This window comes from Kribbella sp. NPDC000426, from assembly GCF_040300265.1.
GTDB lineage: Bacteria > Actinomycetota > Actinomycetes > Propionibacteriales > Kribbellaceae > Kribbella.
Genome location: NZ_JBEPDK010000009.1, coordinates 147196 through 167192, shown reverse-complemented (window position 1 = coordinate 167192; position 19997 = coordinate 147196). Strand labels below are relative to the sequence as shown.

At 69.1% G+C, this 19997-nt stretch carries 22 protein-coding genes; 7 read left to right on the top strand and 15 right to left on the bottom strand.

Annotation, left to right across the window (positions count from 1 at the left end):
• Nucleotides 1-7 precede the first annotated feature (7 nt).
• From ABT313_RS37830 to ABT313_RS37820, 3 genes are read right to left on the bottom strand one after another with little or no spacing between them, the layout of a single operon-like run.
• The gene (locus ABT313_RS37830) at nt 8-673 is read right to left on the bottom strand and encodes a response regulator (protein ID WP_350864249.1); all 666 of its coding nucleotides are present in this window, start codon (nt 671-673) and stop codon (nt 8-10) included.
• Nucleotides 674-683: 10 nt separating this feature from the next.
• Complete coding sequence (locus tag ABT313_RS37825) at nt 684-1343, bottom strand: response regulator (protein ID WP_350864246.1); 660 nt, start codon at nt 1341-1343, stop codon at nt 684-686.
• The gene (locus ABT313_RS37820) at nt 1340-2482 is read right to left on the bottom strand and encodes a sensor histidine kinase (RefSeq protein WP_350864243.1); all 1143 of its coding nucleotides are present in this window, start codon (nt 2480-2482) and stop codon (nt 1340-1342) included. The genes ABT313_RS37825 and ABT313_RS37820 overlap by 4 nt, the downstream gene beginning before the upstream one ends.
• A gap of 133 nt (nt 2483-2615) precedes the next feature.
• On the opposite strand from ABT313_RS37820, the gene ABT313_RS37815 reads away from it, so the two are divergent.
• On the top strand, nt 2616-3068 hold the full coding sequence (locus tag ABT313_RS37815) for a DUF6069 family protein (RefSeq protein ID WP_350864241.1): 453 nt from the start codon (nt 2616-2618) through the stop codon (nt 3066-3068).
• Here the strand turns inward: ABT313_RS37815 and ABT313_RS37810 are convergent.
• The gene (locus ABT313_RS37810; RefSeq protein WP_350864238.1) at nt 2994-3752 is read right to left on the bottom strand and encodes a FadR/GntR family transcriptional regulator; all 759 of its coding nucleotides are present in this window, start codon (nt 3750-3752) and stop codon (nt 2994-2996) included. The two genes, ABT313_RS37815 and ABT313_RS37810, sit on opposite strands and share 75 nt — an antisense overlap.
• A 74-nt stretch (nt 3753-3826) precedes the next feature.
• Here ABT313_RS37810 and ABT313_RS37805 point away from each other — a divergent pair, with 74 nt between their 5' ends.
• A complete protein-coding gene (locus ABT313_RS37805; RefSeq protein ID WP_350864235.1) occupies nt 3827-5038 on the top strand; it encodes an alpha-hydroxy acid oxidase in 1212 nt (403 codons plus the stop codon).
• On the opposite strand, the gene ABT313_RS37800 is transcribed toward ABT313_RS37805, so the two are convergent.
• From ABT313_RS37800 to ABT313_RS37770, 7 genes are all read right to left on the bottom strand, one after another.
• Nucleotides 4982-6448, bottom strand: a complete 1467-nt coding sequence (locus ABT313_RS37800) for a sensor histidine kinase (protein WP_350864232.1) — start codon at nt 6446-6448, stop codon at nt 4982-4984. The genes ABT313_RS37805 and ABT313_RS37800 overlap by 57 nt on opposite strands.
• On the bottom strand, nt 6445-7131 hold the full coding sequence (locus ABT313_RS37795) for a response regulator transcription factor (protein ID WP_350864229.1): 687 nt from the start codon (nt 7129-7131) through the stop codon (nt 6445-6447). Before ABT313_RS37795 ends, ABT313_RS37800 begins: the two co-directional genes overlap by 4 nt.
• Nucleotides 7132-7153: 22 nt before the next feature.
• On the bottom strand, nt 7154-7918 hold the full coding sequence (locus ABT313_RS37790) for an ABC transporter permease (RefSeq protein WP_350864227.1): 765 nt from the start codon (nt 7916-7918) through the stop codon (nt 7154-7156).
• Nucleotides 7915-8829 (bottom strand): ABC transporter ATP-binding protein, encoded by a 915-nt coding sequence (locus tag ABT313_RS37785; protein ID WP_350864224.1) that lies wholly within the window; start codon nt 8827-8829, stop codon nt 7915-7917. The genes ABT313_RS37790 and ABT313_RS37785 overlap by 4 nt, the downstream gene beginning before the upstream one ends.
• 107 nt (nt 8830-8936) lie before the next feature.
• A complete protein-coding gene (locus ABT313_RS37780; RefSeq protein WP_350864221.1) occupies nt 8937-10076 on the bottom strand; it encodes a sensor histidine kinase in 1140 nt (379 codons plus the stop codon).
• 78 nt (nt 10077-10154) lie between these two features.
• Nucleotides 10155-10793 carry a pyridoxamine 5'-phosphate oxidase family protein gene (locus ABT313_RS37775; RefSeq protein ID WP_350864218.1) on the bottom strand — a complete coding sequence of 213 codons (639 nt, stop codon included), beginning with the start codon at nt 10791-10793 and terminating at the stop codon, nt 10155-10157.
• The gene (locus ABT313_RS37770; protein ID WP_350864215.1) at nt 10793-12049 is read right to left on the bottom strand and encodes an MFS transporter; all 1257 of its coding nucleotides are present in this window, start codon (nt 12047-12049) and stop codon (nt 10793-10795) included. The genes ABT313_RS37775 and ABT313_RS37770 overlap by 1 nt, the downstream gene beginning before the upstream one ends.
• A gap of 292 nt (nt 12050-12341) precedes the next feature.
• Here ABT313_RS37770 and ABT313_RS37765 point away from each other — a divergent pair, with 292 nt between their 5' ends.
• Both ABT313_RS37765 and ABT313_RS37760 read left to right on the top strand, forming a co-directional pair.
• Nucleotides 12342-12797, top strand: coding sequence for a hypothetical protein (locus ABT313_RS37765; RefSeq protein ID WP_350864213.1), 456 nt, complete (start codon nt 12342-12344; stop codon nt 12795-12797).
• Nucleotides 12798-13126: 329 nt separating this feature from the next.
• Entirely contained in the window at nt 13127-13702 is a 576-nt protein-coding gene (locus tag ABT313_RS37760; protein WP_350864210.1) for a hypothetical protein, read from the top strand.
• Between the two features lie 375 nt (nt 13703-14077).
• Here the strand turns inward: ABT313_RS37760 and ABT313_RS37755 are convergent, their stop codons facing one another.
• The 3 genes from ABT313_RS37755 to ABT313_RS37745 all read right to left on the bottom strand — a co-directional run bounded on the left by ABT313_RS37755 (nt 14078) and on the right by ABT313_RS37745 (nt 17077).
• Entirely contained in the window at nt 14078-14767 is a 690-nt protein-coding gene (locus tag ABT313_RS37755) for an alpha-ketoglutarate-dependent dioxygenase AlkB (protein WP_350864207.1), read from the bottom strand.
• Between the two features lie 177 nt (nt 14768-14944).
• Entirely contained in the window at nt 14945-15781 is an 837-nt protein-coding gene (locus ABT313_RS37750; RefSeq protein WP_350864205.1) for an alpha/beta fold hydrolase, read from the bottom strand.
• Between the two features lie 297 nt (nt 15782-16078).
• The gene (locus ABT313_RS37745) at nt 16079-17077 is read right to left on the bottom strand and encodes a helix-turn-helix domain-containing protein (RefSeq protein ID WP_350864202.1); all 999 of its coding nucleotides are present in this window, start codon (nt 17075-17077) and stop codon (nt 16079-16081) included.
• Nucleotides 17078-17239: 162 nt separating this feature from the next.
• Here ABT313_RS37745 and ABT313_RS37740 point away from each other — a divergent pair, with 162 nt between their 5' ends.
• Entirely contained in the window at nt 17240-17719 is a 480-nt protein-coding gene (locus ABT313_RS37740) for a winged helix-turn-helix transcriptional regulator (protein WP_350864199.1), read from the top strand.
• Nucleotides 17720-17782: 63 nt separating this feature from the next.
• On the opposite strand, the gene ABT313_RS37735 is transcribed toward ABT313_RS37740, so the two are convergent.
• Nucleotides 17783-18139, bottom strand: a complete 357-nt coding sequence (locus ABT313_RS37735) for a YciI family protein (protein ID WP_350864196.1) — start codon at nt 18137-18139, stop codon at nt 17783-17785.
• 142 nt (nt 18140-18281) lie between these two features.
• Here ABT313_RS37735 and ABT313_RS37730 point away from each other — a divergent pair, with 142 nt between their 5' ends.
• Both ABT313_RS37730 and ABT313_RS37725 read left to right on the top strand, forming a co-directional pair.
• Entirely contained in the window at nt 18282-18674 is a 393-nt protein-coding gene (locus ABT313_RS37730) for a VOC family protein (RefSeq protein WP_350864193.1), read from the top strand.
• Between the two features lie 5 nt (nt 18675-18679).
• Nucleotides 18680-19996, top strand: a complete 1317-nt coding sequence (locus tag ABT313_RS37725; RefSeq protein WP_350864190.1) for an amidohydrolase — start codon at nt 18680-18682, stop codon at nt 19994-19996.
• Nucleotide 19997 lies beyond the last annotated feature (1 nt).

Below are 19997 nucleotides of genomic sequence, written 5' to 3'. Positions count from 1 at the left end.
TGGAAGGTCAACCCAGCCAGCCCGGGCGGACGAGCCCGGTCTGGTATGCGACGACGACCAGTTGTGCGCGGTCGCGGACGCCGAGCTTGATCATGGCCCGGCTGACGTGGGTTTTCGCGGTGGCCGGGCTGAGGACGAGACGCTGTGCGATCTCGTCGTTCGACAAGCCTTCGCCGACGAGCGCGACGATCTCCTTCTCGCGTTCGGTGAGTACGTCGAGTTCCTTGCTCGCATGCGGTTGCCGGCTGCGGGACGCGAACTCGGCCACCAGCCGCCGTGTCACGCCGGGGGACAGGAGCGCGTCGCCGCGAGCGACCACCCTGACGGCCTGAAGCAGCTCGACCGGCTCGGTGTCCTTCACCAGGAACCCGCTGGCTCCGACCCGCAGCGCCTCGAACACATACTCGTCGAGGTCGAAGGTCGTCAGGATCACCACGTGTACGTCGGCCAGCTCCGGATCCGCCCCGATCTGCCGAGTCGCCTCGAGACCGTCGGTGCCGGGCATCCGGATGTCCATCAGTACGACGTCGGGCTTCTCGGCGCGCGCGACCGTGACCGCCTCCGCGCCGTCCGCGACCTCACCGACCACGGTGATGTCGTCCTCGGCGTTCAGCAACGACCGGAACCCGGCCCGTACCAACGCCTGATCATCCGCCAGCAGCACTCTGATCATGCGCTGGAGCTTATGCGAGCCCGGCGTCGTGGGCGAGGAGGGCGATCTGGGTGCGGTTGCCGAGCTCCAGCTTGGTGAGGATGTGGGAGATGTGCGCCTTGACCGTGGCGAGGCTCATGAACAGCTCGGCGCCGATCTGCGCGTTCGCCTTGCCCTGCGCGACCGCCAGCATCACGTCGTACTCGCGGGGTGACAGCCGCTGGAGCTTGTCCTGCGCGATCGTGTGGGCGTCAGCCTGGGTGGCGGCGCGGTCCATCAGCCGGCGGGTGATCGCCGGCGACAGGATCGGATCGCCGGCCGCGACCCGCCGTACGGCCTCGACGATCTGGGCCGGCGGGGTGTCCTTGAGCAGGAACCCGCTCGCCCCGGCGCGGAGCGCGTGCAGCACGTTCTCGTCGGTGTCGAAGGTCGTGAGGACGACGACCTCGGGCGGATTCGTCCGCGCCCGCAGCCGCCGCGTCGCGACGATCCCGTCCACCCGGGGCATCCGCAGGTCCATCAGCACGATGTCGGGGAAGTGCGCGTCGACGGCGGCCGGTACTTCGTCGCCGTCGGCGGCCTGGCCGACCACCGAGATCCCGTTCGACCCGTCGAGCATCATCTCGAGACTGGCCCGGACCAGCGCGTCGTCGTCCACGACCAGCACACGGATCGTCGGTTGCTCGCTCATGCAGGCCACGGTAGCGAGGCCTCGAGCCGGAACCCGCCACCGGGCACCTGCCCGTGGTCGAGCGTCCCGCCGGCCAGCTGGACTCGCTCGGTCAGGCCGACCAGGCCGGTCCCGCTGCCGGGCGTCACCGTGACCCCGTTCGACGCCGGGTTGGTCAGCTCGATCCGCAGGCCCTCGCCCGGTCGTCCGGCCACCGTGACCGTCACGGGTCGCCCGGCGGCGTGTTTGCGCGCGTTGGTCAGTCCCTCTTGCACGACCCGGTACGCCGTCCGTCCTGTTGCCGGGGGCAACGAGGTGGGATCCGTGACGTGGTCCTCGTACGCGACCGTCGTACCTGCCTCACGCGACTCGTCCACCAGTGCGCGGACGTCGTCGAAGGTGGGCTGCGGCCGGCCCTCGTACACGTCCTCGTCGCGCAGCACGTTGATCACCTCGCGCAGCTCGTCGAGCGCCTGGTGTACGCCGGTGCGGATCACGCCGGCCGCCTTCGCCAGGCGCTCGGGCGACGAGTCAGGGCGGTACTCCAGCGCGCCGGCGTACGTTGCGAGCAGGGACAGCCGATGGGCGAGTACGTCATGCATCTCGCGCGCCATCTTGGTCCGTTCGAGGGTGCGCGCTTCGGCGACCCGGCGGCCCTGCTCGGCCTCGGCGCGTTCGGCGCGCTCGCGGAGCGACGCGAGGAGTTGCTGACGTGCCTGCGTACCTTGACCCCAGCCGAGCAGAGCGGCGTGCACGACGACGTCCAGTACGGCGAACCACAGGTACGGCAACCCGTGGATCGGTTGCCACAGGCCCTGAATCAAGTGGCCGACCGTGCCGGCGAGCGCGACGAGGGCGGCGGTGCGGAAGCGGCGCGTGAGGGCGACGTTCAGGGTGCCGACGGTGGACGGCGGGGTCGCGGCGGGGGAGAGAGCGGCCAGCGCGGCCAGTACGAGCGCGCCGGGCACCGGCCGGCGGAACATGAACGGCACCACGGCTACCGACACGACACCGACGACCACATCGAGCACCAGGAACTTCTGGTGCTCCGGATCCGACAGCCGGCCGACGATCGTTGAGGCTACGAGCACTCCGATCAGTCCGACCGCGACGGCGTTCACCCACCAAGGGGCTTTCCGCCGTGCGCACAACTCTTCCATGCCGCCGAGACTAAGCGGCCCGCCGCCGTCTCCACCACCGACCAAAGTCGAACCCACCCCGGCCACCGGACCGATGCCGCTCCCGCCCCGGGTCCCGCAGTGTGTTCCCACCAACCTCGCCAAGGGAGCCACAATGCCAACCCCCGAACCCACCATCTCCGCACCGGTCCCAACCGCACCTCCGGTCCCGCGTCGCGTTCCCGGCCGTAGCCGCCTCGCCGTAGTCGCGGTGGCTGCAGCTGCGGCTCTTGCTGATTGGGCAATCCTGGCCCCACTCGCAGGCCTCACCCTGACCGCACGTCAGGGCGGCCTCCAGCACATCGGCGCCGCGGCGGTCCTGGCCTCCACGATCGTCGTCGCCTTCGCCGGCTGGGGCCTCCTCGCCATCCTCGAACGCCGTACCGCAAGAGGCCGCGACACCTGGACCGTCATCGCGACCATCGTCTGCGTTCTGTCCCTGGGCAGCCCGCTCACCAATGGCATCGGCCTCGGCGACAAGCTCGGCCTGGCCTCACTTCATCTGGTCGTCGGCCTGACCGTGATCCTCGGCCTCCGCCGTACCGCGCTCTCCGCCGAACGGTGCTAACTGCGCCGCCTGATAGAACCCACGGATATGCGCGGTCACCAACGAGGCCGCGCGCTCCGGCTCACCGCCCCGCACCGCCGCCAGGATCCCGCGATGCTCGGCCCGCAACCCGACCGCCACCGCGTCCCAGTCCGGCAGATTCGGTACGGCGGCCAGCACGTACCCGTGAATCGCCGACCGCAACGAAGCCATCACCGCCGCGATCAGTACGTTCCCGGCCAGTCCCGACAGCGCGACGTGGAACTCCGCGTCGAGCAGATGGAACTCCTCCGGCGACAACCCGGTGTCGTCCATCCGATCCAGCAGCTCCTCCGCCGCCTTCAGCTCAGCCGCCTCCAAGTCACGTCCCGCGGCCTCCCGCGCCGACCACGACTCGAGCAGCAGCCGCGTCTGTACGACGTCGCCCATCGGCAGGTGATTCGTTGCCAGATGCAACCGCAGTACTGCGGTCAACGGCGACACCGGCTCCGCCACGATCACCGCACCGGCCTCCGGCCCGGACCCGGTCGCCGTCCGCACCACCCCCATCGCCTCGAGCACCCGGACCGCCTCGCGCACCGACGGCCGGCTGATCCCGAGCTGCTCGGCCAGCGTGCGCTCCCCGGGCAACCGCCCGCCGATCCGCAGCCGACCCGCGGCCAGATCGGCCTCCACCTGGTGCAGGACCAGCTCGTAGTTCTTCACGCGGACAACTGTATCGGTGTGGTCGGACCACAGGGTAGGGTGTGGTCCGACCACAGATTGAGCCGGGAGTTGTGATGACCGATCGCCAGATGCCCAAATGGTCCGAGCTGAAGCCGCTGCTGCGGCCGAAGCCGATCACGGTGAACGCGACCGAGCGGCGGCTGGAGAAGGCCCTGACGATCGCGGACCTGCGCGGGATCGCGAAACGCCGTACCCCGCGCTCGGTCTTCGACTACACCGACGGCGCAGCCGAGGCCGAGATCAGCCTGCGCCGGGCGCGCCGGCTGTTCGCGGAGATGGAGTTGCAGCCGTCGATCCTGCGCGACGTCTCCGAGATCGACCTCGGTACGTCGATCCTCGGCGGCCGCTCCGAGCTGCCGTTCGCGTTCGCGCCGACCGGTTTCACCCGGATGATGAACCACGAGGGCGAGAGCGCGGTGGTGAAGGTCGCCGAGCAGATCGGCATCCCGTACGCGCTGTCGACGATGGGCACCACGTCGATCGAGGACGTCGCGGCCGCCGCGCCGGACGCGCGCAAGTGGTTCCAGCTGTACGTCTGGAAGGACCGCGACGCGGGCGAGGACCTGGTCAAGCGCTCGGCCGCCGCCGGGTACGAGGCGCTGATGCTGACGGTCGACGTACCGGTTGCCGGTGCTCGCCTTCGCGACGTACGCAACGGCTTCACGATCCCACCGTCGCTCACCGCGAAGACCGTCCTGGACGCGTCGTTGCACCCGGCGTGGTGGGCCAACCTGCTCACGACCCGGCCGTTGACGTTCGCCTCGCTGTCCACCTGGGACGGCACGGTCGCCGAGCTTCTCGACAAGCTCTTCGACCCGACGATGACGATCGACGACCTGAACTGGCTGCGTTCGATCTGGGACGGCCCGCTGATCGTGAAGGGCATCCAGACGGTCGCGGATGCCCGCCGGGTGGTCGACGCGGGCGCGGACGCGGTCGTGCTGTCCAACCACGGGGGCCGTCAGCTGGACCGGGCGCCGACACCGCTGCGCATCCTCCCCGACGTCCGCAAGGCGATCGGCAGCGACGCCGAGATCTACCTGGACACCGGCATCATGTCCGGCGCGGACATCGTCGCGTCGATCGCGCTCGGCGCCGACGCCTGCCTGGTCGGCCGCGCGTACCTGTACGGCCTGATGGCCGGCGGCCAGCGCGGTGTCGCCCGCGCCGCGGAGATCCTGACCAAGGAGGTGCGCCGCACCATGGCGCTACTGGGCGTCTCGAGCGTGGCCGACCTCAACCCGTCCCACGTCCGCCTGCCGTAGGACCAGCCGGAACGCCGACCCCTCGCCCAACGCTGTTCGTACGACGAGATCGCCGCCGTGCGCTCGCGCGATCGAGCGGGCGATCGCGAGCCCAAGACCGGTCCCAGCGCCAGCTGAATGGTTGCGGGACCGGTCCGCCCGGTAGAACCGGTCGAACACCCGCGCGGCCTGCTCGTCGGTCATTCCCGGCCCGTCGTCCGCGATCTCCAGTACGGCGTGCCCGTCGACCGTGCCCACACCGACGCGCACTGGTGTCCCCGCCGGCGTGTGGGCGATCGCGTTCCCCACCAGGTTGGTCACCACCTGCCGGAGCCGATCCTCGTCACCGAACACCGCGGCGGGTCGAGGCGCATCCTCGCCGTCGACTCCGGTCAGGGTGATCTGCCGCGACGGATCCAACGCCCGTACGTCGTGCCGAGCGTCGTTCGCCAGGGTCCGGAGATCCATCGGCGCCGGGTCGACCTGCCCCTCCGGCGCCTCATCGAGCTGCGCCAGCAACAACAGCTCCTCGGTCAGCCGGGTCAACCGCGTCGCCTCCCGGTCGATCCGCTGCATCGCTTCGTCCGGGCCTGATCCGCCCATCCGGTAGAGCTCGGTCGATCCCTTGATGCCAACGAGCGGCGTACGCAGCTCATGGCTGACATCCGACAGGAACGCGCGCATTCGGGTCTCGGCGGCGGACCGGTCCGCGAACGCCTGCTCCAGCTGACCGAGCATCGTGTTCAACGACGTCGCGAGATGACCGATCTCCGTCTGCGGCGCAGCCAGGCCCGGCACGCGCTGAGCGAGATCACCAGCGGCGATCGCGGCCGCGGTGTTCTCGATCCTTCTGAGCGGACGCAGCCCACGCCCGAGCGCCCACCACCCGACCAACGTGAGCACGACGAGCAGCGCGACACCACTGACGAGGCTGCTGGTCCGCAGTTGAGCGATGGTCGCATCAGCCTCGGTGAGCGGCGCCGCTGCGACGACTGTTCCGTTCCATCCTGTGGCTGGCCGTGCGACCGCACGCCAACGGCCGGAGCCGTCGGCGGACCGCAGTACGACGGCCTTGGTGTCTGTCGGGATCGACCGCAACGACTGGTCTGCTGGGAAGGACTCGGCCGCAACTCGCGACGAGCGAAGCGTGCCGACGACCGAGCCGTTCGAGTCCAGATACGCCAGGTACGGCGCGCCGATCAGATCCAGGGCCGGGTCGATCAGCTGTGGTCGCGCCGGCTGGTTCCGATCCGGTCCGTCGGGCGAGACCTGCGCGATGATCTCGGTGAACGAGCGCAGCTGGCTGTCGAGCCGATCGAGCTGGTACCGCTCCAATTGATGCGAGACGAACGCGCTGATCAGGCTCAGTCCGGCGAGCAGCAAGGCCGTCGTGAGCAGCAACAATCTGGCCCGCAGCGACAGCCGCTTCACGGCTTCGGCGCCCGCATCACGTAGCCCACGCCGTGCACGGTGTGGATGAGTTTGGGCTCCGCATCGTCGACTTTGCGGCGCAGGTACGAGATGTAGGTGTCCACGATGCTCGTGTCTCCGTTGAAGTCGTAGCGCCAGACGCGTTCGAGGATCTGCCCTTTGGAGACGACCCGTCCGGCGTTCTCCATCAGGTAGTGCAGCAGCCGGAACTCGGTGGGGGAGACCCGGAGCGGAGCCCCGGCCCGCGTCAGTTGGTGGCCCTCGGCATCGAGTGTGAGCGGCCCGACCGTCAGTACGTCGCTGCGCTGGCCGGTCGTACGGCGCAGGATCGCCCGGATGCGAGCGATCAGCTCCTCCAGATCGAACGGCTTGGTGACATAGTCGTCCGCGCCCAGCGACAGGCCCTGGATCTTGTCGGCCTGCCGGTCGCGGGCGGTCAGGAACAACACCGGCACCGGCCCCGCGGCGGTCGGCTGCTCGCGCAAGCGCCGTACGACTTCGAAACCGTCGAGGTCCGGCAGCATCACGTCGAGCAGGACGAGGTCCGGCGGCTCTTCGACGGCCGCGGCGACCGCCTCGGTAGCGGTCGCCGCCGACGTCACCTCGAAGCCGGCGAAGCGCAGCGTCGCGGACAGCAGTTCGCGCACCGTTGCTTCGTCGTCAACTACGAGTAGCCGGGTCATGGTCGCCAGAATACGGACGCGCTCAGACATCTCGTCGTCGGAAGACGACGAACGCGGCGGTCAGGACGGCGAGGACGCCGAGCCACAGCCCGCCCAGATTGACCCAGGGATGAGGGAAGTCAGCGTCGGGTACTGTGCCGAAGATCGCGGCGGCTCCGAGCGTCGGCCAGAAGTCGAAGATCCCCTGCAGCCACGAAGGAAACAGGCCCGCGAGCGCCGGGACCAGGAACACGATCCCTACCAGCGTCGCGAGGGCGCCCGCAGTGGCTCGTATGATCGTGCCGAGACCGACCGCCAGCAAGCCGATCGCGGAGAGGTACAGACCGCCGCCGACGATCGCCGCGAGCACGCCATGATCGCCGACGTGTGCGGACGGAATGTCCTGTCCGCTCATCACCGCCTGGCCGAGGAAGAACGAGCCGAACATCAACACCTGTCCGGATACCGCCGCGACCGCAGTGGCCACGATCGCCTTCGCAGCCAAGAGTCTGCTCCGACGAGGCGTGGCGGCGAGCGTCGTCTGCATCAGCCCGGTCGCGAACTCCGACGTCACGACCAGGATGCCGAGTACGCCGATGACCAGCTGCGCCACGATGAACGTCTTCAGGCTGTGGCCGGTCGGATCCCACGCAGCCCGGTCGGCGTCCGTCCCACCCCAGTAGCCCTTGTCCGCCCCGATCGTCGACAGGGTCGTAATACCGAGCCCGAGCACGAACAGGCAGCCCACTGTGTACCAGGTGGATCGCAGGCTGCGCAGCTTGATCCACTCCGCGTGCACTGTCCTCATACGACCGCCCCCTGGTACTCGACACTGTCCTTGGTCAGCTCCATGAACGCGTCCTCCAGCGACGCCCGCTGCGGCGTGAGTTCACTGAGCGGTACGCCGTGGTACGCCGCCAGCTTGCCGATCTCCTCGCCCGACAGACCTGTGACGACGAGCGAGCCCTCCAGGCCGTCCCGCACAGTCCCGCCAGCGGCTGTGAGGTGGTACGCGAACGAGCCGGGATCGGCGGTCCGTACGAGGACCGTCCCGTCGCCGTTCGCATGCATCAAGTCGGCCATCCCCATGTCGGCGATGAGGCGACCGCGTCCGATCACGACCAGGTGGTCCGCGGTCTGGGCCATCTCGCTCATCAGGTGACTCGACACCAGGACCGCGCGGCCCTCGGCGGCCAGCGAACGCATGAAGTCGCGGATCCAGCGGATGCCTTCGGGGTCGAGCCCGTTGACGGGTTCGTCGAAGATCAGGATCCGCGGATCGCCGAGCAGCGTCGCCGCGATCCCGAGCCGCTGCCGCATGCCGAGCGAGAACCCGCCGGCCCGCTTCCCGGCCACGCCGTCGAGGCCGGTCCGGGCGAGCACCTCGCCGACCCGGCGCTTCGGCAGACCGTTGCTCACGGCAAGCGCCAGCAGATGGTTGTACGCCGTTCGCGCGCCGTGCACCGCACTCGCGTCGAGCAGCGCACCGACCTCGGTCAGCGGCACCGGCAGGTCCCGGTACTGCCGGCCGCCGACGGTGACCGAGCCGCGGGTCGGTGCGGCCAGGCCGATGATCATCTTCATCGTCGTGGACTTGCCCGCGCCGTTCGGCCCGAGGAACCCGGTGACCTGACCGGGCTCGACGGAGAACGACAGGTCGTCCACGACGAGGTCGGAGCCGTACCGTTTGGTCAGCCCCCGCACTTCGATCGTTGTCATGGCTCGAAGCCTGACGCGGCGATCTGGGCGTCCAGTGGGAGTTTCTGGGAGAACTCTGTGAGTCTCAGCGGGGCAGCGTCGTACGGTCGCCGGCATTCACAGGAAACCTACAGCGGCAGGGTCGCCGTGATCCTCAAGCCGCCGGACGGTGTGCGGTTCGTCGTGAGCGTGCCGCCGAGTGCGGTCGCCCGTTCCCGCATGCCGCCGATGCCGTTGCCTTCCTTCGGCGGTCCCGTGAGCGACTGGCCGTCGTCGTCGATCTGCAGCACGAGCGACTGTTCGCCGTACTGGATCCGGACGGTCGCCGACGTGGCCTTCGCGTGCCGTACGACGTTCGTGAGCGACTCCTGGATGATGCGGAACGCGGCACGGTCGAGCCCGGTCGGGAGCGGACGGGGCTCGCCGTGGACGATGCGGTGCACCTCGAGCCCGGCTCGCGACGTACGCGTCACCAAGTGGTCCAGGTGGTCGAGGCCGGCGACCGGTTGGCGCGGCGCGGACTCGTCGGTCTGCCGCAGGATGCCGACGATCGAGCGCAGCTCCACCAGCGCCTCTTTGCTGGCGTCCTTGATCGCGGACAGCGCCGGAGCGGCCTGTTCGGGCTGCCGGTCGACCAGGTGGAGTGCGGTCGACGCCTGCACGTTGATGAGCGAGATGTGGTGGGCCACGACATCGTGGAGCTCCTGCGCGATCCGCAGCCGCTCCTCACCGGCGCGGCGCAGCTCCTCCTCCTTGCGGGTGCGAGCTGCCGCCATCACCCGGTCGCGATGCGCACGGAACAGTTCGGCGACGAACCCCAGCACGCAGAAGCAGGTGCCGACCAGCAGAACCTGGTAGACCCCGTCCTGATTGATGCCGAGTACCATCCGGCCGCCGACATGCAGGACGTACAGCGAGATCAGGCCGGCCCATCCCGCAGCTCGATGGCCAAGCCGGATCACGGTGAACACCGCGATCACGAACGTCAGGATGACCGGGCCCCACGGGTACTCGCGGAGCATGTAGATCAGCGTCGTCGCGACGGTCGTCCACAGCACCGGGACCGGGTGCGTTCGCAGCCAGTACAGCGAGACCGTCCCGATCAGCAGCAGCACGACCATGAACCAGTCGGGCTGGCGTCGATCCGGCTGACCCTGCGCCGAGCCGAACGTTCCGATCACCGTCACGAACGACAGCACCAACGGCAGCAGGACACGACGAGCTCGCGCACCGAAGGTCGGCACGTCGATCGGCTCAGTCGTGGTCACAGTACGAAACCGTAGAGGGCGGCAAGCCGGGTGTCATCGTCGCCACGGCGTACTTCGGCCTGCTCCTGCTGCAGTAGTTCAGTACTTGACCTTGTAGATCGACTCCTCGTACTGCGGGCCGTAGTGCTTGTCGAGCGTGGCGAGGTCGTCCTCCGGACGCTCGAGAGTCTGGGAGATGACCGCACGGCGCGGCAGGGCGTCCGGGTTCCACGTCTCGGGCTTCCAGAGCTTCGAGCGCAGGAACGACTTCGAGCAGTGATGGAAGATCTGCTCGATCTCGATCAGCAGCGCCAGCTGGGGACGGTTGCCCCTGACGATCATGTCGTCGAAGAACGGCGCCTCCCGGACGATCCGGGCGCGGCCGTTGATCCGCAGCGTGTCGGTGCGGCCGGGGACGAAGTAGATCAGGCCGACGTGCGGGTTGCTCAGGATGTTCGTGAACCCGTCGACGCGGCGGTTGCCGGCCCGGTCCGGGATCGCGATCGTCGATCGGTCCAGCACCTTGGTGAAGCCGGCCGGGTCACCCTTGGGGGAGACGTCGCAGTTGCCGTCGGCGTCAGAGGTGGCGACCAGGCAGAACGGGGAAGCTTCGAGCCACTGCAGATCCAGGTCGTGGAGCTCCGTGCGCTCCTTGGCCGCGGCTGCTGCCAGCGGCTGCGGCACGAGCCCGCGCAGCTCGTCGTACGACGTGATCTCGACCAGTCCGGGAATCTCCATCAGGCGACGTTCTCCTCTACCAGCGACGGCGTGGCGTCCTCCTTGACGGCCCTCGTCCGCGCAGCCCATCGTACGGCGGGACCAGTTGCGCAACTGGTCCCCAGGAACAGGGCGCCGATGACCATCCAGCCGATCGGACCCCAGCCGAGGATCACCGTCGTGAGCAGCGCCGGGCCGAGCATCCTGGCGATCGCGGGGCCGGTGCCGAAGAAGCCCTGGTACTGACCCTGCTTGTCCGCGGGGGCGAGTCCGAAGCTGATTTCCCACGCGCCGGAGGCGAGCTTCATCTCGCCGAGGGTGAGCAGTGCGGCAGCGAGTACCAGGATTCCTGCGGTGGCTGCCGGCGTCAGGTGGGCGGCCGTCGTCGCGAATACGCCGCAGGCGGCGAGCATCGCGACTCCGGCGTACCGGACGGAGCGGGCGGCGGTGCGGAGATCCTTGACACGCTTGGCGACGTGGACCTGGAAGAACGTGACGCCAAGAGTGTTCACGATCATCAGCGAGGCGACGACCCAGCTCGGTGCGCTCGTCCGGGTGACGATCCAGAGCGGGCCGACGAGGCTGATCAGCGGCATGAAGAGCAGCATGATCGCGTTGAGCAGCGCGAGTACGGCATACGGCCGGTCGTGCAGGACGGCCAGGCGCGGCTCGCCCTTGACCCTTGTGGTGGTGGCGATCGACGGCACTCGACGGATGAGCGCGGCGGCGATGAGGAAGCTGAGGGCGTCGATCGCGAAGACGGTCAGGTACGCCGTTTGGGTGCCTGCGCTGAGTGCGGCGCCCCCGAGGAGCGCGCCGACCGCGAGACCGGCGTTCACCGTCGACTGCAGGAAGGCGCGGATGCGGGTGCGTTCGGCCGGCTCCACCAAGCCCGCGAGGAGCGCTTGGCGGGCTGCGGTGAGTCCGGTCTGGCTGCACGCGTAGACGATTGCGGCGATCAGGAAGCCCGCGAAGCTCCGCACGAACAGGAACGCCCCGACCCCGCCGGCCGTCATCAGCGCCAGCAGCACCGCGGTGCCGCGCGCTCCACGTCGGTCGGCAAGGTTGCCGAGCGGTACGCCGGCCAGGAACCCCACCAGCCACGCGATCGTCAACCCGAGCCCGACCTCCGCGGTCGACAGCCCGACCACCCGAGTGAAGAACAACGCCGAGGTGACGACGAACGCCCCGTCGCCCACCGAGTTCGCCAACTGCGCCATCGCCAAGTCCCGCGGCGCTCCAGCCGGGGGAAGCATCTGCCCAATCCTGCTACTCATACCTCGACCCTAAGGAACCAGCGGCCCAGCAGGCAGGTCCACTCAGGCTGTGGAATGTTGGGCCACTTTCCCCCGCGCCCTCTCGCCGCCCCGCCCAAGCCAGCCGCCCCGCCCAAGCCAGCCGCCCCCGTTCAAGCTCGCCGCCCCGCCCAAGCTGTCGACGCGCCTGGCGCGGACGCGTCCGCTAGGACCCGCCGGCGACGTCTTGCACGTCCCGCTGCCGGCGAGGCCGGGTCCGCAAAGAGCTGTGGATAACTCGGATCCGGCTCCGGAATCACGGCACCTTCTAGACATGACCTTCCTCGACCTGCCACCCACCTGGACCGACCAGCCACTCACCGCCCCCGACGTCGCCGCCGACGTCGTAGACCTCATGCTCACCCTCGGCGACCGCCAACGCGGCACCTTCGCAGTCATCCTCTGCGACCCCGACGACCACTACCGCGCCACGATCACCGTCGACCTCCCCTCCGAGTTCGACCGCCTCGCCCCACCCCTCGACACCCACACCCTCTGCTCCACGGCCCTCGCCCCCATCGTCCCCGCCATCCAAACCGCCCCCCACACCTCCGTGATCCTCGCCCTAGGCCGCCCCGGCCCTACGCACTCACCCGCCCTGGACAACGACTGGTCCACCGCCGCCACCAACATCTGCCAAGCCGCACACCTCCGCCTCCTAAGCTTCCACATCGCCACCCCCGAAGGCATCCACCAACCCCTAACCACCCCCGCCCAAACCGCCGCCTAACCCCACCCAGGCCGCACCCACTCACCGCGCCGAACCCACGCAGGCCTAACCGCGCCCATCCGAACACCACAGCACCCGCCCCACCCACCGCACGACGACCCACCGACCGCCTGACCCACTCACATCGCCCACCCACTCGAACCCTGCCGCCCCTCGCTGTACTGCGGGTGCCGCCGCGTGCCGTCGAACTGCGTGCTCTGCCGCGCGTCGTCGTACTGCGTGTGCCGCGTATGGCTGCCCGGCCCTCACCCCGCCGTACCGCCCGTGCCCTCGCCTGACGCCGTCGTACGCCGCATCCTCCCGCCGATGCGCCGTACTACGTGTGCGCAGTGCCGCCGTACTCCGTCCCCTGCGCCCCGCCGCCGGCGCTGCCCGCTCCGCCTCACACCGTCGTACGCCGGGCTGCCCGCTCAAAGTGCCCGCTCCGCCTCGCGCCAGGCCGCGCCCACGTACTGCCTGCCGAATGCCGTCGTACCGCGGGTGCCGCGTCGTACTGGCCCGCCCTCGTCCTGTCGTACCGCGTGCGCCGTACCGGCCGCTCGCTGTCCCGTGCCGAGGCGCTGGGACGTCCTATGCCGTACCCGCTAGAGCTTCCCGCTCCGCCTCGCGCCGCGCCGCCGTACTGCGCGCACCGCGAGCCCCGGCACGGCGTACTGCGTCTGCTGCCGTGTGCCGCCGTACTGCGCGTGCCGCGTTGTGCTTGCCCATCCCGGACCGCGTGTGCCGCGCCCGTACTGCGTCTGGCGCTGCCCACTCCGCCGCGCGCCGCCGTCCTGACCAGGGCAGTGCCGGCCGTGCGAAGGCCGCGGACGCTGGCGCCGACCGTGCACCGAGGGCCGACCTACTGTCTGCTGCTCCTGCGTGCCACCTGCTGTGTACGACGCCTGCCGGTCGCCGAGTCGTGAAGATTGGCTCTGAATTTTCCGCCGATATTCACGACTCGCGATTCCGGGGACCAGCCATTTGCCACGACTGGGTGGGCGAGGTTGGTACGCGTCGACTTCGAAGGGATCGTGTGCGGTGAGTCGCCGACCAGGCCCTTCGGGGTGGTGGAGCTGCGGTGTGCTGCCCCGTGTGCTGTGGCTTGCCGGGCGTGCTGTTCCTGCGGGCTGTCGGTTGCTGCGGCTGCTCTCGCGTGGTCGCCGACTGTCGCCTGGTGCGCCCGCGGTGGCGCAGCCGGGCCTGCGGGGATGCGGGGCTGCGGGCAGCGGGCAGCGGGCAGCGGGCAGCGGGGGCTGCGGGGCTGCGGGCAGCCGGGGCTGCGGGGTGTGAGTGTTGGGTTAGCGGACGCCTCGGGGGCGGAATTGGATGCTTATGCGGGGACCGACGCGGCCGGAGGCTTTGGGGATGGCGTGTTCCCAGGTGCGTTGGCAGGAGCCGCCCATGATGATGAGGTCGCCGTGGCCCAAGGGGTAGCGGACGGTTGAGCCCACTGGCCCGGCGGAGCCGCCCGAGCCGCCGGACCCGCCGGGGCCGCCGGAGCCGCCGGAGCCGCCGGGGCGGGGGCGGAGGGCTAGTACGCGGGGTTCGCCTACCGAGAGGATGGCGACCATGGTGTCTTCGCGGTCGCCGCGGCCGATGCGGTCGCCGTGCCAGGCGACGCTGTCGCGGCCGTCGCGGTAGAAGCACAGGCCGGCTGTGCGGAACGGTTCGCCCAGCTCCTCGGCGTACCGCTTGCTGAGCGCGTCGCGGGCCTCGTCGAGGATCGGGAGCGGGAGGTCGACGTTCTCGCCGTAGAAGCAGAGCAGTCGCGGTACGTCGACCACGCGGTCGTACATCTGCCGCCGCTCCGCCTGCCACGGCACGTCCCGCGCCAGCCGCCCGTACACCTGGTCGGCGCCGGTCAACCAGCCCGGCAGCACATCGATCCAGGCCCCGCGGCCCAACTCGGTCCGCGTCAGCCCGTCCAACGAACCCAGCGCCGGATCCTCGAAAGCATCCAGCAACGAGCCCTGGAGATCAGCACCCATACCCCCACCATACCCGACATTCGAACATTTGTTCCCCTTGGTCTCGGCCTGGGTGATGCCGAGGGACTGCTGGAAGCCTCGTCGTCTGTTGACGAGGTCCAGCAGGCCGTCGGGTCCGGTGTCGATCGGGTTGGTGATGAGAGCGACGTCGGTCGTGTACTTCTCAGCGGTTGGTCGTCACCTGGTGGCGCGCGCGGCGTCGACGATCACGCCGGTCACCGCGTCCGGGTCGGAGATCATCGACAGGTGCGGCGCGTCGACCTTGGTGATGTGCGCGCCGGCGCGGTGGGCCATGATTTGCTGCTCCGCCGGCGGAAGCACCTTGTCCGCCGTACCGATGACGTCCCAGGACGGGATCGTCTTCCAGGCCGGGACTCCGGTCAGGGTCTCACTGAGCGTGGTCGCGGTCAGTGGCCGCTGGGCGGCGGCCAGGACGGCGGCCTGCCGGGCAGGGATGCCCTCGGCGAACAGGCCCGCGAACTGACCGGGCTTGATGTAGACGTCGGCGTTGATGACATTTCCGCCGGCGTCGCGGATCGGCACTGTGGTGATCGAGCTGTTCGGGTCCAGTTCGGAGCCGGGCTGTGCAGCGGCGAGCGCGCCCAGGCTGTCCCCTTGGTCGGGGATGAAGGCATCGACGTAGACGAGGGCCTTGACGTTGGGGTTTCCGGTGGCAGCACTCGTGGTCACCATGCCGCCGTAGGAGTGCCCGACGAGCACTACCGGGCCGGGGATGGTGGCCAGCAGATCGCGCAGGTACTGCGCGTCGGTGGCGAGGCCGCGCAACGGATTTGCCTCGACATCGACGGTGTAGCCGGCGCTCTGCAGCTTCGAGGTGACGGCAGACCAGCTCGAGCCGTCGGCCCACGCGCCGTGTACGAGCACGATCGTCGGTTTGGGCTGCGCGTCGTTCCGCGTGGTTTGCGCGCTGCTGGCGGTGGCGCTGCCGACACCCAGTGCGAGCACGCCGGCGGTGAGAGCCGCGACGGCCAGAGGTAGTGACTTCGTACGCATGCATGTCCTTTGCAGGGGTTCGTGTCCGCTCGGCGGGATCGCAGGGCGGGGTTCAGTGGCGGCGCCGGGGCTCGGAGCGGGAGCTTGGGCGGCGCGGCGTGAACGGCTCGGCGTGCGTCCAGAAGGTGGCGCGTGCGCCCGCCCGTCGAGGACACCGTCGGTGGTGCCGCAGTCGACGCTAGGGCCCGATTCAGTCGCCGGCCCCGTTGCGCGCGTGATCCTGCACGCCGTGCAGACATCCGTGCACGAATGATCCACCGCCACTACCTGTACACGCCTGCGGATACCGGCCGGCGGCTACTCCGGAGGCCGGATCTGGGTCGGGACACCGCCTGCCGAATCGCCGTCTCCGAGGGTTCGCCACTCGCCTGGCGAGAGTCCATAGGCAGTACGGAAGAGACGGCCGAAGCTGGATGGATCGGTGAACCCCCAGCGCCGCGCGACCGTTGCTATTGTCAACGATCGCAATCCGGGCCGGGCGAGGTCTTCGCGGCATCCCTCCAGCCGCTGATTGCGGATCCAGTCACCGAGCGATATCCCGCCCGCGGCGAGGACGTTGTAAAGGTGCCGCACCGAGATGTGGTGCTCGGCTGCGATCTGGCCCGCGTGCAGCCCGGGATCGCCCAGACGGGCGCGGACGTACTCCAGGATCCGCAACAGCAGTGTCGCGTGCGGTGGTTCCTTCTCCAACGCGGTGGCATCCAGGTGGGTGGTGATGAGCGCACGGACCAACCCGATACTCGGGTGGGTCACCGCATCAGCGGCCGGGTGGGTGTGAATGTCCGGGTGGCTTGCCAGTCGATACAGATAGCTGGCGACCAGGTCGGCGATCGGATGCCCGGGGCTGAGAGTCGTCGCGCAGATCTGTCTGATCGCGTCGTGCGGCAGGCCCAGGGCGGCGATAGGGATCCGGAAGAAGTGCTGGCGGATGCCGTCGGTATCGACCAGCGTGTACGGCGCAGTCGAGTCGTAGATGACCAGGTCGCGTGGTTTGACGACCGCTTCCCGGCCGCCCTGGACGACCAGGCTCGAACCGGCCAGTTGAAGACCGAGGAAGATGCTCGGCGGAAGCGCGTCCCGGGCCAGGGCCGGGGTCCGCTCAGCACTGAGCGCGTTCGAGCGGACCGAACAGACCGTCAGTTGTCCGAGTTGACTGATGGCGCCGTACGCCGCCGCAGTCCCGGCCTCGGCCGGGAAATTGATCTCGACCCGGACTTTCTTGCTGCCGATCGTTTCGCGGACCACCTCGGCGCGATCGGCGGGAGGCACGCTTCGCGTATCAAGAATGTCTGTCATCCCGCCCACCTTCTATCCGCGGCGCCCGCTCATATCCGCCGACGAGGCGACCGTCTTCCGATGCGACGACGGGCGTCTGTTCGGCCAACTGACTTTTGTCAACATCAGTCAGCCTAGGGCCCAGACTGTTGTTCACGCAAGTCAGCCCCTACACTCGCGAACATGACAGATCTGCTCAGCCACCGGGAGACCTGGTCGATGGCGAACTGCTCGGTCGCCGCCTCGCTCGACGTCGTCGGCACGCGTTCGGCGATCCTGATCCTGCGGGAGGCGATCTTCGGCACCCGCCGATTCGAGGACTTCGTCCGCCGGGTCGGGATCGGTGAGCCCGCGGCCGCAGCCCGGCTCAAGGAACTGACCGCCGCCGGGCTGCTGGAGCGGGTGCCTTACCAGGAGCCCGGTCAGCGGACCCGGCACGAATACCGATTGACCCCCAAGGGAATGGACTTCCAGCCCGTTGTCCATGCCCTGCTGCAATGGGGTTCGAAATGGGAGACCGACGAGGCGGGCCCGCCGTTGCGCGCGACCCACCGTGATTGCGGTGCCGCCGTCGGAGTCCGCATCCGCTGCGACGCGGGCCACGATGTGGATCCAGATGAGGTCGCCATCGAGCCAGGCCCGGGGTTGATCACAGTTTCCTGACCGCTGCGGGCTCCGGTAAGGCCCGCCCTCCTGGCAAGGTTTGTCGGATCCGGAACCCGACGGTCAGCTGTTGGGGCCGGGTTGGAAGACCCGGACGTCCTGGGGGCAGCGGCAGGCCGTGGCTATCTTGGCGGCCCATTTCAGGGCTTCGGCGCGGGTGGGTACGTCGACGATCGTGAAGCCGCCGAGGAGTTCTTTGCTTTCCGGGTACGGGCCGTCAGTGAGCATGCCCTCGGTGACTGTGCCGTCCGTGGCGACCGTGGCCGGCTCCTCCTCGGGGTCCAGACCGCCCGTGAAGACATAGACGCCGGCCTCCATGGCTTCCTTGATCACCGCCCGGGCGGCCCGGCTGATCTCCGGCATGACCTCCTCGGGGAAGTCCATCGCGTTCATACCGAACGAGATCAGATACTCGGTCATCTCAACTCTCCTTGTCCGGGCAGCTTCTCATCCCTCCAACGAACCCAGGGCATCGAATCCGACAGGCCCACGGAAATTCTCGCCGCCCGTAGTACACCGTCGCTTAGTTTGGTGACTTCGACGTCGACCTGGAGGGCGTGCCATGACCAGTAAGTTCACCGAGTTGGCGATCGACTGCGCCGATCCGGACGGCCTTGCGCGATTCTGGTGCGCGGTCCTCGGGTACGAGGTGCAGGACGACGAGGAGGAAGGCGTGGTCACGATCGGCTCGCCGCTGGTGGCTGAAGGCAGGAGCCGTCCCGGTCCGGTGCCGCCGACCCTGACGTTCGCGCGGGTACCCGAGGGCAAGACGATCAAGAACCGCCTCCACATGGACCTCAACCCGACCGACACAGATCAGGAAGCCGAGGTACGTCGGTTGCTCGACCTCGGCGCTCGCCCCGCCGACGTGGGGCAGACGGGCGACGAAAGCTGGGTCACGCTCGCCGATCCCGAGGGCAACGAGTTCTGCATCCTCGCGAGCCGGCACCCCTGACCGGCATGCTGATCCGAAACGTAGCGATGCTGGTCGTCCCCGAGCAGGGCGAGTGCCGGGTCGACGAGGCACAAGACATCCACATCCACGACGACCTCATCACCGCAATCACCCCGACAGCCCAAACCCCGACCGGCGAGGAGGTAATCGACGGCACCGGGCTGATAGCGGTCCCGGGCCTGATCAACTCCCATACCCACAGTCCGATGGTGATGATGCGCGGCGCGGCTGAGGACCTCTCGATCGAGGACTGGTTCAACCAGCGGATCTGGCCGATGGAGGTCAACCTGACCCCGGAGCGCGTCCGCGTCGGCGCGCGACTCGCCTGCGCGGAGATGCTGCTCGCCGGCGTCACCACGTTCGTCGACCACTATTTCCACGCCGACGAGATCGCCGCCGCCGCGATCGAGTCCGGCATCCGCGCCGACCTGGCGCCGACGTACTTCTCCTCGGCCGGCCCGGACGGAATCAACGCCGCGATCGACACCACCCGCGAGCTCAGCCGGCTCCATCCGCGGATCACCGCGAGCCTCGGCCCGCATGCGACGTACACGGTCGCCGACGACGACCTGGAACGTACGGCGGACATCGCGCGGGCCGAGGGTTTCCGCATCCACCTGCACGCCGCGGAGACCGACGACCAGACGCAGGCGTCTCTCGACAACCACGGCGTCACGCCGATCCAGGTGCTCGAAAGGACCGGCGTACTCGACGCCGGCGCGCTGATCGCCCACGGCTGCGGCATCCGCGACACCGACCTCCCGATCCTCGAGCAGTACCGCACAACCATTGCGTCCTGCCCGAAGGTCTACCTCAAGCTCGCGATGGGCGAGGTCACTCCGATCAAGGGCCTCCGATCAGTCGGCGTCCACGTCGGCATCGGCACGGACGGAGCCGCCGTACACAACACCCTCGACGTCTGGGAAGCGATCCGGATGGTCGCCCTGACCCAGAAACAACGCGAGCACGACGCCGAGTGGATGACCCTGTCCGAGACCCTCCGCCTCGCGACCCGGGGCAGCGCCGCAGCAGCCGGCCTGGAGAACCAGATCGGCGTCGTCGAACCAGGCCGCCAGGCGGACATCGCCCTCCTAGACCTCAGCGCACCGCACAACCAGCCCGTCCACGATCCACGGGCTGCCCTTGTGTACTCGGTCAGGGCATCCGACGTCGTCACTGTTCTCGTTGCCGGCAAGGTGGTGGTCCGCGACCACCACCTCACCACGATGGATCTACCGGAAGTGCTCGACGACGCGAGATCCCTGGCCGGCACACTCGTCGATCTCTCGAAGGGCGGTGCGATCCAGCACTACGCGCCCTGAC